The sequence below is a fragment of the Bradyrhizobium sp. 179 genome, assembly GCF_023073535.1.
In the GTDB taxonomy this organism is placed as follows: Bacteria; Pseudomonadota; Alphaproteobacteria; order Rhizobiales; family Xanthobacteraceae; genus Bradyrhizobium.
In genome coordinates this window covers 82,844-96,568 of sequence record NZ_JADPJR010000136.1, presented here as the reverse complement: position 1 = coordinate 96,568, position 13,725 = coordinate 82,844, and the positions used below count along the sequence as shown (strand labels likewise).

Annotated in this window: 12 protein-coding genes; all 12 read right to left on the bottom strand. The window is 63.3% G+C overall.

All coding sequences use genetic code 11. The annotated features are described in order from the left end of the window. Positions 1 to 87: 87 nt before the first annotated feature. Complete coding sequence (locus tag IVB12_RS31475) at positions 88 to 1,035, bottom strand: sugar-binding transcriptional regulator (protein ID WP_247305158.1); 948 nt, start codon at positions 1,033 to 1,035, stop codon at positions 88 to 90. A 97-nt stretch (positions 1,036 to 1,132) separates the two neighbouring features. After that, positions 1,133 to 2,662: an alkaline phosphatase D family protein gene (locus tag IVB12_RS31470; protein ID WP_247305156.1), complete on the bottom strand. Its 1,530-nt coding sequence runs from the start codon at positions 2,660 to 2,662 to the stop codon at positions 1,133 to 1,135. Beyond that, positions 2,659 to 3,420 (bottom strand): glycerophosphodiester phosphodiesterase family protein, encoded by a 762-nt coding sequence (locus IVB12_RS31465; protein ID WP_247305153.1) that lies wholly within the window; start codon positions 3,418 to 3,420, stop codon positions 2,659 to 2,661. The genes IVB12_RS31470 and IVB12_RS31465 overlap by 4 nt, the downstream gene beginning before the upstream one ends. A 9-nt stretch (positions 3,421 to 3,429) precedes the next feature. After that, positions 3,430 to 4,350 carry an ABC transporter permease subunit gene (locus tag IVB12_RS31460; protein ID WP_247305150.1) on the bottom strand — a complete coding sequence of 307 codons (921 nt, stop codon included), beginning with the start codon at positions 4,348 to 4,350 and terminating at the stop codon, positions 3,430 to 3,432. 4 nt (positions 4,351 to 4,354) lie between these two features. Further along, positions 4,355 to 5,203, bottom strand: coding sequence for an ABC transporter permease subunit (locus tag IVB12_RS31455; RefSeq protein WP_247305639.1), 849 nt, complete (start codon positions 5,201 to 5,203; stop codon positions 4,355 to 4,357). A gap of 185 nt (positions 5,204 to 5,388) precedes the next feature. Next, on the bottom strand, positions 5,389 to 6,720 hold the full coding sequence (locus IVB12_RS31450) for an extracellular solute-binding protein (protein ID WP_247305147.1): 1,332 nt from the start codon (positions 6,718 to 6,720) through the stop codon (positions 5,389 to 5,391). Between the two features lie 163 nt (positions 6,721 to 6,883). Continuing rightward, positions 6,884 to 8,509: an FGGY-family carbohydrate kinase gene (locus tag IVB12_RS31445; protein WP_247305144.1), complete on the bottom strand. Its 1,626-nt coding sequence runs from the start codon at positions 8,507 to 8,509 to the stop codon at positions 6,884 to 6,886. A gap of 20 nt (positions 8,510 to 8,529) precedes the next feature. Continuing rightward, entirely contained in the window at positions 8,530 to 9,258 is a 729-nt protein-coding gene (locus tag IVB12_RS31440; RefSeq protein ID WP_247305141.1) for an SDR family oxidoreductase, read from the bottom strand. 25 nt (positions 9,259 to 9,283) lie between these two features. After that, entirely contained in the window at positions 9,284 to 10,540 is a 1,257-nt protein-coding gene (locus tag IVB12_RS31435) for a sugar ABC transporter permease (RefSeq protein WP_247305138.1), read from the bottom strand. Next, positions 10,537 to 11,361 (bottom strand): ATP-binding cassette domain-containing protein, encoded by an 825-nt coding sequence (locus IVB12_RS31430; protein ID WP_247305134.1) that lies wholly within the window; start codon positions 11,359 to 11,361, stop codon positions 10,537 to 10,539. The genes IVB12_RS31435 and IVB12_RS31430 overlap by 4 nt, the downstream gene beginning before the upstream one ends. A 60-nt stretch (positions 11,362 to 11,421) precedes the next feature. Beyond that, positions 11,422 to 12,492 (bottom strand): sugar ABC transporter substrate-binding protein, encoded by a 1,071-nt coding sequence (locus tag IVB12_RS31425; protein WP_247305131.1) that lies wholly within the window; start codon positions 12,490 to 12,492, stop codon positions 11,422 to 11,424. A 209-nt stretch (positions 12,493 to 12,701) separates the two neighbouring features. Then, positions 12,702 to 13,586: an AraC family transcriptional regulator gene (locus IVB12_RS31420; RefSeq protein ID WP_247305128.1), complete on the bottom strand. Its 885-nt coding sequence runs from the start codon at positions 13,584 to 13,586 to the stop codon at positions 12,702 to 12,704. Between the last annotated feature and the right edge of the window lie 139 nt (positions 13,587 to 13,725).

The window sequence follows — 13,725 nt, the reverse complement described above, 5'->3', positions numbered from 1 at the left end:
GCTTTTGCGCGCCTTTCGGCGCACGTCCGCTGCGCGTGGACAGGGGTGCGCACGGCGCGGAATTAATAGCGGCGAGGGAACTTACGGCTATTTCTGCTTGTCGATCAGTTTCAGCGCGGCAACGGCGGTGTTCTCGTCGGTCACTAGCACCTTGCCGATCCGGCCCCGCAGCACCGACGCGATGATCGGCGCCTTGTTGGGCCCCCCGGCGATCAACATCGACGTAGGCACACGCGCCAGCTTCTCGAGCGGCATCGCAATGGCGCGGCTGTTGATGCCGTGATCGATAGGCCTGCCGGTCTTGTCGAGAAATTGCGCCAGGACGTCGCCGACGGCGCCTGCCGCGCGCAGATGCTCAGCGCGGACGTCCGGCGGCAGCCCATGCCGCATCAACAGCGAGCGCGGCGTCATGTCTCCCATGCTCAGGAGCGCAAGATCGATCCGTTCAACGCTGTTCAGCACCTCCTGATAGACCTCTTGAGCCAGGAAGGTGTCGCGCGAGCGCCGGCTGCTGACGAAGATCGGAGCGGCCAGATAGCTGCACTGGGCGTGCAGCCGGTGCGCGAGCTCGCCCGCAATCTCGAACGTGTTGAGCTCAAGTCCGCGTGACAGGCCGCCCATCATGGAGACGATGGAGAGTTCGGGATAGTCCGCCGGCGTGACGTAACGGATCGTCTCGCGCAACGTTGCGCCCCATCCGATACCGATGATGCGCGGCCGCTTCTGTTCGAGGAATTTCGAGAGATACGCTCCCGCCGCCATCCCGATCAGGCTGCCGACCTGCTCGGGATTCTCCGGGCTCGGGATGACGACGGCGTCCTCGAGGCCGCATTCCCGGCGCAAGCGATGCTCTAGCTCCGTGCAGCTCGCGAAGGCGGAGTTGAGGCGGATGTTGACGATACCGGTCTGCCGGGCATCCGACAGCATGCGGTTGACGCGGGCGCGGGTCAGCCCCAGCCGCTCGCCGATCTCGGCCTGGGTCAGGTTCTCCATATAGTAAAGCCAAGCGACCCGCAGGATGGTTTGATCAGTCACGGCGCAGCCCCCGCAGCGGCCCCAAGGCACAGTCAGACGTCGGCGGCATTTGAGGCGATCTTTCGGTGGTCGTCAAATCTGCGGCATGTGGATTCCGTCATGCGGGCTTCGCGCCCGGTACGCCATCCTCGACCACAAAGCTCGTCATCCGGCGCACGGCGCTTGCGGCGTTCTTGACGTCGTCGAGTGCCTCGAATCCCACAGTGCAATGCCGGGCGTCGAGCTCGACGGTCGCATAGCCGCGCTTGTCGCCGCGCGCATAGACCAGATGCGGATTCTCCGCCAATGCCTTGCGCACACTGGCTTCGCTCGGTCCGTCAGAGGTGATCGACGTGCCGACGAACTCGGTCGCGATGGTCGGGCCATCCGGGCGGGCGAAATCGTGCTTCAGATCGGCGGCAAAGAAGGCATGACGGTCGCCGCCGATTACGACCGGATTGCGCCGGCGATGCGTCACGAGCGAATCAAGGAGACGGCGGCGTGCATTGGGATAACCGTCCCAGCCGTCCATCCAGAAATGCGCGCCATCGTCCCCTTCCCTCTTGTCCGGCGCCATCAAGGTCTGCTGCGCGACGATAGTCCAGCGGCCGCGGCAGTCGCGCAGGCCCGCATCGAGCCATTGCTCCTGTTCGCGCCCCAGCATCGTCCGCGCTTCGTCCGTCCGGCCTGCACAGTCCGTCACCCAGGTCGGCCGCCCGCTTCCGACACACGCCGATGCCGAACGATATTGCCGATCGTCGAGCAACAGCACGTCGAGCATGTCGCCGAAGCGATAGTGCTCGTAGATCGTGGCGTCCGCGCCGCGTGGACGCGCCGAGGGCGGCAGCGGCATGTGCTCGTAATAGGCCTGATAGGCGGCCGCGCGGATCTTCAGAAACTGAACAGCATCGCGCACCGTGTAGGAGCGATCATTGGCATAATCGTCCATCACCTCGTGATCGTCCCAGACCGAGAGCCAGGGAAAGGCGGCGTGCGCCGCTTGCAGGTCGGGATCGCTCTTGTAGAGCGCGTAGCGGTTGCGAAATTCCTCGAGCGTGGTCGGAATTCCGACGCCGTGCTGGCGGACGTGGCGCGATCCCCAGGATTTCTCATAGATGTAATCGCCGAGATGCACGACGAGGTCGAGATCGCGTGCGGCCATGTCGCGGTAGGCGGCAAAATAGCCTTGCTCGTATTGCTGGCAGGATGCGAAGGCAAAACGGAACGACCGCTCCGACCCCGCGGGCGCGGTTCGGGTGCGGCCGACCGGGCTGAGCGCCGGCCCGACGCGGAAGCGGTACCAGTAAACCCAGTCCGGCCGCAGCCCCGTCGCCTCGACGTGCACGGAATGCGCCAGCTCTGCGGTCGTCCGCACGATGCCGCGCGAGGCGATGCGCGAGAAGGCCTCCTCGTCGGCAACCTGCCATTCAACGTCCACAGGCGTGGGCCCCATGCCGCCGCCCTCGAGCGGCTGCGGCGCAAGACGGGTCCACAGGGTGACGCGATCCTCCCGCGGGCATCCGGAGGCAACACCGAGCGTGAAAGGATCCGCGTCAAACGAAACCGGCGCTCCCCGCACGAACCCGGCGGGCGCAGCCAACGCGGCGCTCGCCAGCGACCCCACGAGAAAGCGACGGCGGGGAATCATGCGCGGGCCGGCGCCGTTTCGAGCTTGCGACGGATGCTAACGGCGAGATCCGGCCGGTCGGTCGTGATCTGCCGCACCGGTTGGCCCAGCCAGTAGCTGATATCCTCGGGCGTGTTGGTCACCCACGCACCGATTCGCGCCGGACCGAGGATGCCGAGCGCCAGCGGCATCGCTGGCATCAGCAGTGTCTTCTCGATGGCCACGATGCAGTCGCGAATTCTGGCGAACCGCTCGAGCGCCGGCTTGATCCCGCCCATCATCTCGGCCGAGCGGCGATCGAGCGAAGCCAGCACCTGCGCGTCCGGTGCCTGCTTGCGGACGGTTTCGATCACCTCGGGGACGAAGCAGGTCAAGATCGCCCGCCGCTGCAGCCCGCGTCGCCTGATCTCCTCGATCAGCTTCGCCTCGAGTCCCTGGTAGACGTTGCCCAGGGCATCAGTCTTGATCTCAATTTGCAGCTCGAGCGCCGTATCGCTGAAGACGTCGAGCACCTCGCCGAGGGTCGGAATGCACTCGCCGCCAGCATCGCGGAGCTGGATCGAGGTCAGGTGCTTCAGGCTGCGCTCGCCGACTGGGCCAGTGCCATGCGCGGTACGGTCGAGTAAGGGGTCGTGGATCACGACGATGCCACCGTCTGAGCTCTGGTGGACGTCGAACTCTACCGCGTCGGCGCCAAGGCCATAGAGGTTACGGAATCCGAGAATGCTGTTCTCGGGCCAAAGGTCACGTGCCCCGCGATGACCGGCAATGATAACCATGATCAGTTCCTACTTGCTGCTGTCGACAAGACCCTTGATGAACCAGCGCTGCAGCAGCAGGACGACCAACACCGGCGGCAACATCGTGAGGAGCGCACCACTCATCGCGATGTTCCAGGCCGGCTCGCTGTCGGAGCGAGGGATCAGGCCCTTCAACGCAATGACCGCCGTTGCCATGTCCTTGTCGGTCGTGAACAGCAACGGCCAGAGATACTGATTCCAACCGAACAGGAACAGGATGATGGCGAGCGCGACCATGTTCGGCACGGAGAGCGGCAGCAGGATGCTCCAGAAGAAGTGTAGCGGCGAGGCGCCGTCCAGCCTGGCAGCCTCGCATAGCTCCTCCGGGATCGTCAGGAAGAATTGGCGAAAGAGGAATGTGGCAGTGGCTGAGGCGATCAGCGGGAGGACCAGTCCGGGATAGGTGTTGACCATATTCCATTCGAGCGCGATCGCGACCTCGTGCCCGCTGATCCAGGCCCAGAGATCCGCGACATGCAGCGCATCCAGAAGCCATTGCAGCGGCAGCGCCGCATTTGCCACGGCTTCGAAGGTCGGCACGATGCGAACCTCGATCGGCAGCATCAGGGACGTGAAGATGAGCCAGAATGCGAGCATTCGGTAGCGGAACCGGAAGTAGGTGATCGCGAAGGCCGAGAGCAGTGAGACCGCGATCTTGCCGGCCGTGATGCCGAGCGCCACGATAACCGAATTGGCGAAAGTGCGGCTGAAATTGCCCTTGCTCCAGGCCAGTTGCAGATTGTCGAAAAATTGACCTCCCGGCAGCCACGGCAAGGGCACCTTCTGCACCTCGGCCACGGTGAGCGAGCCGGCCACGAACGCGAAATACAGCGGCACGCAAACCATCAGCGCGCCGGCGATCAGGATCGCGTGGCAGATCACGTTGAGGACCGGCGAGCGTTCGACCATCCGGCTAGACCCCGTAATTGACCTTGCGGTCGAAATAGCGGAATTGCAGCAGCGTGCAGATCAGCGCAAAGCTCATCAAGAGAACCGATTGTGCGGCCGAAGAGCCGAGATCGAGATTGACGAAGCCGTCGACAAAGACCTTGTAGACCAGAATGTTGGTCGCACCGGCCGGGCCGCCTTTGGTCACTGCATCGATGATGGCAAAGGTTTCGAAGAAGCCATAGATGAAGTTCATCACCGTGAGGAAGAAGATGGTGGGCCCGAGCATCGGCAGCGCGATCGCGACGAAGCGGCGGATCGGACCCGCGCCGTCCACGGCGGCAGCCTCCATCAGCGACACCGGCACCGCGAGCAATCCTACGACCAGAAAGATGTAGTCGTAGCAGATGTGCTTCCAGGATGCTGCGAGCGTCACCAGAATCAGCGCATCGGTGGGATTGAGATTGGGGTCCCATGCAATGCCGAAACCGTGCAGCACCTGCGCGAGCGGGCCAACCGCCGGATTGAACAGGAAGGCCCAAAGGATGCCGGCGATCGCCGGCGCGATAGCATAGGGTAGCAGGATGATCGTGCGATAGGCCGAACGGCCGCGTACGATCCTGTCGGTCGCAAACGCCAGCACCAGCGCGCTGGTCAAGGTGAGCACGTTCTGCGCCACCGTGAACCAGAACGTCACCGTGATCGACTGGCGGTAATCGCTGCTCGCAAGCAGCGTCTTGAAGTTGTCGAACCAGACGAACTGGACGTTGGTCCCGAAGGGATCGCTGAGCAGGACGGATTGCATCAGCGCTCGCAGGGACGGAATGAAGAAGAAGAACAGCAGGATCAGCAATTGCGGCAGCAACAGCAGCATCGGCAGGCCGGGACCGTCGCCGAAATTGGCGCGCTTCAGTCCGGCCTCCTCACGCTGCCGCGTTCTGCTCGACCGTCGTGGGGTGCCGGCGAGTGCCGCCGGCACGGCCTTGGACCCGCGGCCCCCGTGCCTTCCCTGCAGCACGGGTGCGCGTGCCTCGCGCCACGGGATCGACAGGCGCAACGTCATGGACGCTCAGTTTCCGGAGTCTTCCCGGCGTTGAGTTTCTCGAATTGCCGCAGGATCTCGTTACCCCGCTTGACGGCGTCATCCATGGCCTGCTGCGGCTGCTTCTGACCGGCGAACACCGCCTCGACCTCCTGGCGCTGGGCCAGCATCGTCTGCACGAAGTTGCCGAAGCGGAAGCCGCGCGAATTCTCGTTCGGTGTGCCGCGCGAGAGCTGCAGCACCGCGATCTCCCGGGTCGGATGATCCTTGTAATAGCCACGTTCGCGCGCGAGCGCATAGGCGCGGTTGGTGGCGGGAACATAGCCAGTTGCGCCGTGCCACCAGACCTGGGTTTCCGGCTGCGCGACGAAATCCAGGAAGGCCGCGACGGCCTCGTATCGCTCCGGTGTGTGGCCCTTCATGACCCAGATGGCCCCGCCCCCGATGGTGCTGTTGAGAGGCGGATTGATGTCGCTCTCGTGCGGTAGGAAGGTGGCGCTCCAGTTGATGGTCGCGTTGCGCTCGATGTTGCCGTGTGATGCGGTCGAATTGACGAAGGTCGAGCACCGGCCCGACGTGAACAATTGTTCGGGACTGAAGCCCTGGCCCGCGATCTGCATCACACCGTCATCGAGCCATTTCTTGAGCCGCGCGACTTGCGAGACTACCTTCGTCTTGTTGTAGACGAACTCGGTACCGAGCCCGTCGAAACCGTTCGCGAGCGTACCGTAGGGCTGATTGTTGATGGCGCTGTAGTTCTCGAGCAGGCTCCAGTAGAAATCGCCGGGCAGCACTGTGCCGCACTCGCTGATCCCCTTGGACTTGATGGCGTAGAGCTGCTTCTCCAACTCCTGCCAGGTCTCGGCTGGCTTGTCGAAGCCGGCCTTCTGGAAGTGATCCTTGTTGTACCAGAAGATCGGCGTCGACGAGTTGAAGGGCATCGCCGACATCCGGCCCTTGTAGCTCCAGAAGCTTGCCACGGGTTTGATGAAGTCCGAGAAGTCGATCTTGTAACCCTTCTGCTCCACCAAATCCTGCACGGGGACAATGGCTCCTGACAGCAGCATCGTCATGTAACCGCGCTCGGCGATCTGCACCATTTCCGGCGGCCGCTTGGCGCGATAGGCGGCGATCACCCCGTTGGTCACCTCGTCATAGTTCCCTTTGGCGACCGCGACGACCGTGTACTTGTCCTGCGAGGTGTTGAACTTCTCGACCAGCTCATTGAGCCGGTCGCCGAGGACGCCACTCATGGCATGCCACCACTGGACCTCGACCCGCGCCTGCGCCGGACCAACCAATGCCAACGCGCCGAACAAGGCCGCAATGAATGCGACTTTCCTACCCATGGGCAGCCCTCCCTAGCCCGCCAAAATGCGGTCCTATACATTTGTATTTCTATCATGACATATGTGTCGATATGATGAAAGGGCTCGAACGCCCTCTCCTGCGTAGGCAGCCACCTCGGATGCAAACCGCGCCTGGGTAGGTCCGGTCCAGCTGGCAATGGGGCTACGAAGCGCTTCGAATTGCCCGGCCGACCTTCTGCAGGGCCTCGAAGGCGGAAAAGCGCCGATCGACCCAGTCCGCCAGAGCAGCCTGAGGTCGAGAAATGTCTCCCAGAACCGACATCGCCTGCATCGCCTCGCCGAGATCGGCATGGTCGCCCGAGGCGACCGATCCAAGCATCGCGGAGCCGAGCAGGACGGCTTCCGGGGATGCCGACGCGGCGACCGTCAGCCCCGTCATATCGGCGAGGACTTGCCGCACGAGGGGACTCTTTGCGGCACCACCGCTGACCACCATCGTATCGACCGCAATGCCCTTCTCTTGCTGAGCGCGAACAATCTGCTTCGCCCCGCAGCCGAGACCGCACAGCCCGGCGAGATAAAGCGCCAGCAGGCTCTCCAGATCCGAGCGCATATCGAGCCCGGCAATCAGCGCACGCGCATCAGGATCTGCGAACGGCGCGCGATTGCCGAGGAATTCGGGGACGACATGAATCTCGCCGACCAACTGCGGAATCATTCCGGCACCGCCGCGAGATTCGGTTTCCGAGGCAAGCCAATCCGCAAGCGTCTGCCGCTTCTGGCGTGCAGCCTGTGCCGCTTGCGAGGAATGCGGATGCATCTGCAACAGATGCTCGATGGCAGCGCCGGCGGCCGACTGCCCGCCTTCATTGAGCCAAAGTCCGGGCACCATGGCGGAGAAATAGGGTCCCCACACGCCGGGCACGAAAGACGGATCCGGCGTGGTCGTCATGGTACAGGCGGACGTTCCGAACACATAGGCCATGCGCGTGAGCACCGTGCCCGCCGTACCGCGCGCGCCCACCGTACCAACACCGCCGGCATGAGCATCGATGAGGCCAGCGGCGACCGCCGTACCCGCGGTGAGGCCGAGATGGGCCGCGGCCTCCGCCGTCAGACCCGCCGCCAGTTTTGTTCCGCCGGGCACGATCTCGGTGCCGATCCTGCGAAACTGCTCGTCCGCCAGCACGCCGAGGCCGACCTTGCGGAAGAATTGATCGTCCCAGCGGGCTTCGTGACCCAGATAGGTCCACTTGCAGGTCACGGTACAGATGGAGCGAGACAGGCTCCCTGTCGCACGCCAGGTGAGAAAGTCCGTCAAGTCCATGAACTGCCACGCACGGGAGAATGTGTCAGGCATGTTTTCCGCGAGCCACAACAGTTTTGGCGTCTCCATCTCCGGTGAGATCGTTCCGCCGACATAGTCGAGAACTTTTTCGCCCGTCTGATTGATCCGGCGCGCCTGATCGGCGGCGCGGTGATCCATCCATACAATGATGTTGCGCTCAGGATCGCCGGACGGGCCGACGGGCAGCGGCGCGCCTCCCTCGCCCAGCACCACCAGGGAGCAGGTCGCGTCGAAGCCGATTCCCGCGATGCTGTCCGGAGCGATGCCGGCCTGTACCACCACGCCACGCACGCTGCGGCACACGGCACGCCAGATATCCTCGCTCGACTGCTCGACGATGTCGCCGGCCTCCCGCCAAAGTGCGATGGATGCGCTGTCACTCGCAAGGAGCGCACCGAAGCGGTCGAACACGCCGGCCCTTGCGCTGCCGGTGCCGACATCGATGCCGAGAAAATGGCGGTTATCGGATTGCTTGGCCATGGATCGCCGGTCGGAGAATGCTACAGATCGTTGCTCTGCGGCAGAATGACGAGGTCGCGGATGGTGACGTTTCTCGGACGGGTCAGCATAAAAAGCACCGCCTGCGCGACTTCCACCGGCTGCATCAAGCCCCCGGCCGCCATTTCCTCCTCGATCTTCGCCTTGGGCCAGTCCTTGATCAGCGCGGTCACGACTGGACCGGGCGCAACGGCGCCGACGCGCAAGCCGTGTTTGGCGACCTGGCGGCGCAGCGTATGCACGAAAGCCTGCACCGCGTGCTTGGACGCCGTGTAGATCGGCTCCCAAACGACGGGGACGAGACCGGCGATCGAACTGGTGACGATGATGTCGCCGCTCCTGCGCTCGACCATGTGCGGCAGCACCGCATGGACCGACCGGAACAGCGCATTGATGTTCAAATTGAGCATGCGGTCCCAGGCGTCGGGATCGCCGCCAAGCACCTCGCCGCCAACATAGGCGCCTGCGTTGGCATGGAAGATGTCCAGCCGGTCCGCTTTCTCCAACACCTGCGGCATCATGGCCTTCATGCTCTGAGGATCGGTCAGATCGATACGCAACGGGATCGCCTGGTCGCCCAACTCGGCGCAGGCGCTGCTCAGCGCCTCCTCCGCCCGATCGATCAGCACCACCCGCGCGCCAGCCCCGATCAATGTTCTGGCGCATTCGAGACCGATGCCCGATGCGGCGCCGGTGATCGCGGCAACCTTTCCTGCTAGTTCCTGGGCCACGGCTTGTCCTTCTTGTGAGAGTTATTCAAGCCCGGCCATGGGACAGGCGCGAGCGCCGTGCCAGCGAATCGACGACGACTGCTACGGCAAGTACCCCGCCCGTGATCATGTACCGGAGCGACGAGGAGAGATCGAGCAGTGTGAGCCCGCTCGCGATGGACTGGATGACGATGATGCCGAGGAGCGCAGAATAGGCGCTGCCACGGCCGCCAAAAAGGCTCGTGCCGCCGATGACAGCGGCTGCGATTGCATTGAGGTTGACGTCTCCGGTGCCGGCCTGTTGGCTGGACGACGCCAGGCGCGCCGCGGCAAGAATGCCGCCAGCGGCTGCCAGCGTGGAGCACAGCATGAAGGCAGTCAAATAGACCCGGCGAACGTTGATGCCGGCCCGGCGGGCTGCCTCGCGATTGCCGCCGACCGCAGACATCGAGCGACCCCATTTGGTCCGCGTCAACGCGTAGTTCATGACCACGCACAAGCCGACGAACAGACCGAACATCCACGGCACGCCGCGCCCGAGATTGAGATAGTAGACGATGAATTCGAGCACGACAGTAACCAGCAGCGCCTTCAGCACCATGCGGCCAGGCGAACTCGCCGACAGTCCTGCCTGCCGACGGCGGACTGCCGTGCGATAACCGGTCACGAACATGACGAGACTCGCGACCGCCGCCAGCGCGTAGGACACGATCGGCGGCATGACAAGCATCTGCCCGAAATCGACCAGCGGCGATCCGTAAGGAAGATTGATCGAGCCCGAAGAACCGAGCAGATACAGCTGGAGCCCGAGCCAGGCCAGCAGGCCTGCCAGCGTCGACACGAAACTCGGCATCCCGAGGCGATTGAACAGAAATGCGTAGAGCGCGCCGATGCCAGCGCCCATTACCAACGCCGTGACGATCGCCACGGCGACCGGCCAATCCTGACCGACCCAAAGCACGCCAATAAGCGCCGAAGCGAACCCGCTCACCGAGCCAACCGAAAGGTCAATTTCGCCGACCATCAGGATGCAGACGATGCCCAGCGAGATGACGCCCACCGTCGAGCAATCGAACAGCAAATTGACCAGATTGTTCGGCTCCAGAAAAACGGGGTTGAGGCTCTCGAAGACCGTGCAGATGACGATGAGTCCGACGACCACCGGCAGCGAACCCAGGTCGCCCGATCGCACGCGGTCCACGAAAGCGCTGACGATGCTCCCGAGCGTATCCGCGTGCTTGAGTCGCTCGTCGCTCCGGTCGAGCGGGCGCGCCGTCGAGACCTGTTGCGTGTCGCTGGTCATCGCTGCTGCTCCGCCGGCTGATGGGCGCGACGCCGGCCGGCGCGCCGCGAGACGGAGTTCTCATCCGCACCGGTAATCGCAGTGACGAGATCCTGATTGGAAGCGTCCGGTCCGAATTCACCGTTGTTGCGGCCGAGACGCAATACCAGGATCCGGTCGGCCACGGCGCGTACGTCCTCCATGTTATGGCTGATCATGATGACACCGAGGCCGCGGGCGCGGACGCGCTCGACAAGGTCGAGCACCTCGGCGGTCTGGGCGACGCCAAGTGCTGCGGTCGGCTCATCAAGCAGGATGAGCTTCGGCTCCGTCAGCAGCGAGCGTGCGATCGCCACAGTTTGGCGCTGTCCGCCGGAGAGCGAAGCAACGGGCTCGCGCACGCTCGGGATCCGCGCCGACAGCTCGTTGAGCAAGGTCCAGGCGCGAAGCTCCATGGAGACCTCATCGAGCCGCATTGGATTGAGCTCACGGCCGAGGAAGATGTTGGCGACCACGTCGAGATTCTCGCAGAGCGCCAAGTCCTGGAAAACGGTGGCTATGCCGAGGCGGAGCGCCGCGGCGGGATCGGCCAGGACGACATCTTCGCCGTCGAAGGCGATCGTTCCGGCGGTGGGCTGATGCACGCCGGCGAGGATCTTCACCAGCGTGGACTTTCCAGCGCCGTTATCGCCCACGAGCGCGACGACCTCGCCGGCATGCACGTCGAGATCGACATCAGTGAGAGCGGAAACGGCACCGAAATGCTTGGAAATTCCGCGAAGACTCAGAACCGGCCTGCGCGGTCCGCCCTGCGGGTGGTCGACATTCGAGATCGTGGTCATTTCCAAGTCTCTTCTCTCGTCGTTCGTCCCGGCCGCCGGAAGCGGCCGGGACAAACGCAGCTACGGTGTTATGCCGAGCTTCTTGCAGCCGGCGGCATATCGGCCCGTGCAGAGCTGATCGGCCGTCTGGATTTTCTTATCGATGATCTCCGCCTTCAGGTTTTCTTGAGTGACGACCGCCGGCACGAACAGCTTCGATGGCGCATTGAACAGCGTGGTTTCCGCCTTGGGCGTCTCGCCGGACAGGAATTTCACCGCCGATTGGGCAGCCGCAGCGGCCACAATCTCGCTGGGTTTGGAAATCGTGTTGTACTGATCGCCGGCGATGATGAGCTGAAGCGCGGCGATGGTCGCGTCGTTGCCCGTCACCGGCGGCACCGGATCGACACCGGCGGCCTTGAAAGCGGCAATTGCGCCACCACCCGTGCCGTCATTGGCGGCCACCACGCCGAGGATCTTCTTGCCAAAGCGGGTGATCTGGCCGCTCGCCCATTGCTGCGCCTTGGGCGGCGCCCAGTCCGGCGTGTCGTATTCGGCGAGAATGGGATAGCCGCTCTTATCAAGACCCTCATGGATGCCCTTCTTGATGAGTCCCGCGGCGGCATCGGTCGGCGACCCGTTGATTTCGAGCACGCCTTCACCCTCCTTCGCCGTGACGTTGGCGGCTTTCAGATGCTTGACCAGCGATTCGGAGATGGCCTTGCCGATGGCTTCATTGTCGAAGGACACGTAAAAATCGACCTTGGCATCGGGGACCGGCCGGTCATAGGCGATGACCTTGATGCCCTGCGATTGTGCCATCTTGACCAGGGAGGCTGCGGCCGTCGAATCGACGGGGTCGAGCACGATCACCTTGGCGCCCTGCGAGATTGCCGAGTTGAACTGCTGCTGCTGCCGCGCGGCATCTGCACTGGCGTTCTGGTAGATCACCTTGCAACTGGCGCAGAGTTTCTTCATCTCGGCCGCGAAGCCCGGATAGTCGTGCTGTTCGTAGCGGGTGGAGGCCTGGTCGGGCATCAGGAAGGCCACCGTCGCGTCCTTCACCTCCGCGGCCTGCGAGAACGTGGCTGTCGTGCCCAGCAGCGACACGGCCAATGCGATCGTGCAATATTTCGGCGACAACTTTTTCATTCGTACTTTCCTTTCCGGAACTGAATGTTAGACTGCTCTCGTTGATCCATCGAAGACACGCCTTCGCTGCTCCATGACCGGCGGCGATGGGTGCCGATGCACTGAAGCCACCAAAAATTTGGACAACCGTCTCCAATCGCAGACCGCCATCGGCGTGTCCGCGTCGCTCTTGCCGTAGTGAACCTCCTCCCCTTTTTCTCCTTTACCGGCTATGCAGCACGTGCCGCGTTGATGTTCTGCGCCAACAATCGCCTGAAGCGCGAAGGCGGCATTCCTTTCTCGGCCAAGAACTGTCGGTTGAAATTGGAGAGATTGTTGAAGCCGACTTCGAAGCAGATGTCGGTGATGGACGCGTGCTCGTCGCTCATCAGTATCTGACAGGCAAGATTGATGCGAAGACGCTTGACGTATTGCACCAGTGACATGCCGGTGTGCCGGCGGAAGGAGCGCGAAAACGCGCTCTGCGACTGGCCAGCGATAGCCGCGAGCTCAGATTCACCGAAAGGCTGCGTCAGGTTCTGCCGGATGAAGGCGAGTGCCTTGTTCATGCCCGCGGACATGTATCCAGACGGGTCGGGCAGATATTTCGGGCTGGAAAGCGGACGCGCATTTCGGGCGCGGCTGAGCGTGCCCAAGATCATCAGGAACAGCTCGATCCGGCGCACGCCGTTCGCCGCCACGATCTCCTCCATGAGCGGGGCGATCTTGTCGCTGATGCTGCGGCTGAAGAGCGCGCCACGGCGGGCGAATTCCAGCAGCGTGGCGAGGCCCGACAGCTCGGGCATGACCTTCATCATGTCACCGATGAATTGTTCGCTGAACTGAAGGATGCGTCCGCGAAGAGGAATGGTGCTCCCCGCCGGCAGATCGCTTACCCAATTGTGCGGCAGGTTGGGGCCGGTGAGCACGAGATTGCCCGGCTCGAACTCGCCGATAAAGTCGCCAACGAAATAGCGACCGCTGGTGGTCACAACCTGATGGAGCTCGTATTCGGGATGGAAATGCCAGCGGACCGTGTGGAATGGATAGCCGTGCGACCACGCCTTGAACGACTCGCCGCGCCGTATCTGGACGACTTCCAGGTCCGGTTCCATATCCGCTCCCTTCAGGCCGGTGCGGTTTACAGTTTTCCGCCCCTGTTCCTTATCGCTGAATCTTGTTCAGCGCTTCCTCTCGCGCGGAGAGTAGCGACCCGTACCTAGGCACGCCACCACCATTTCAATGCTGAACTGA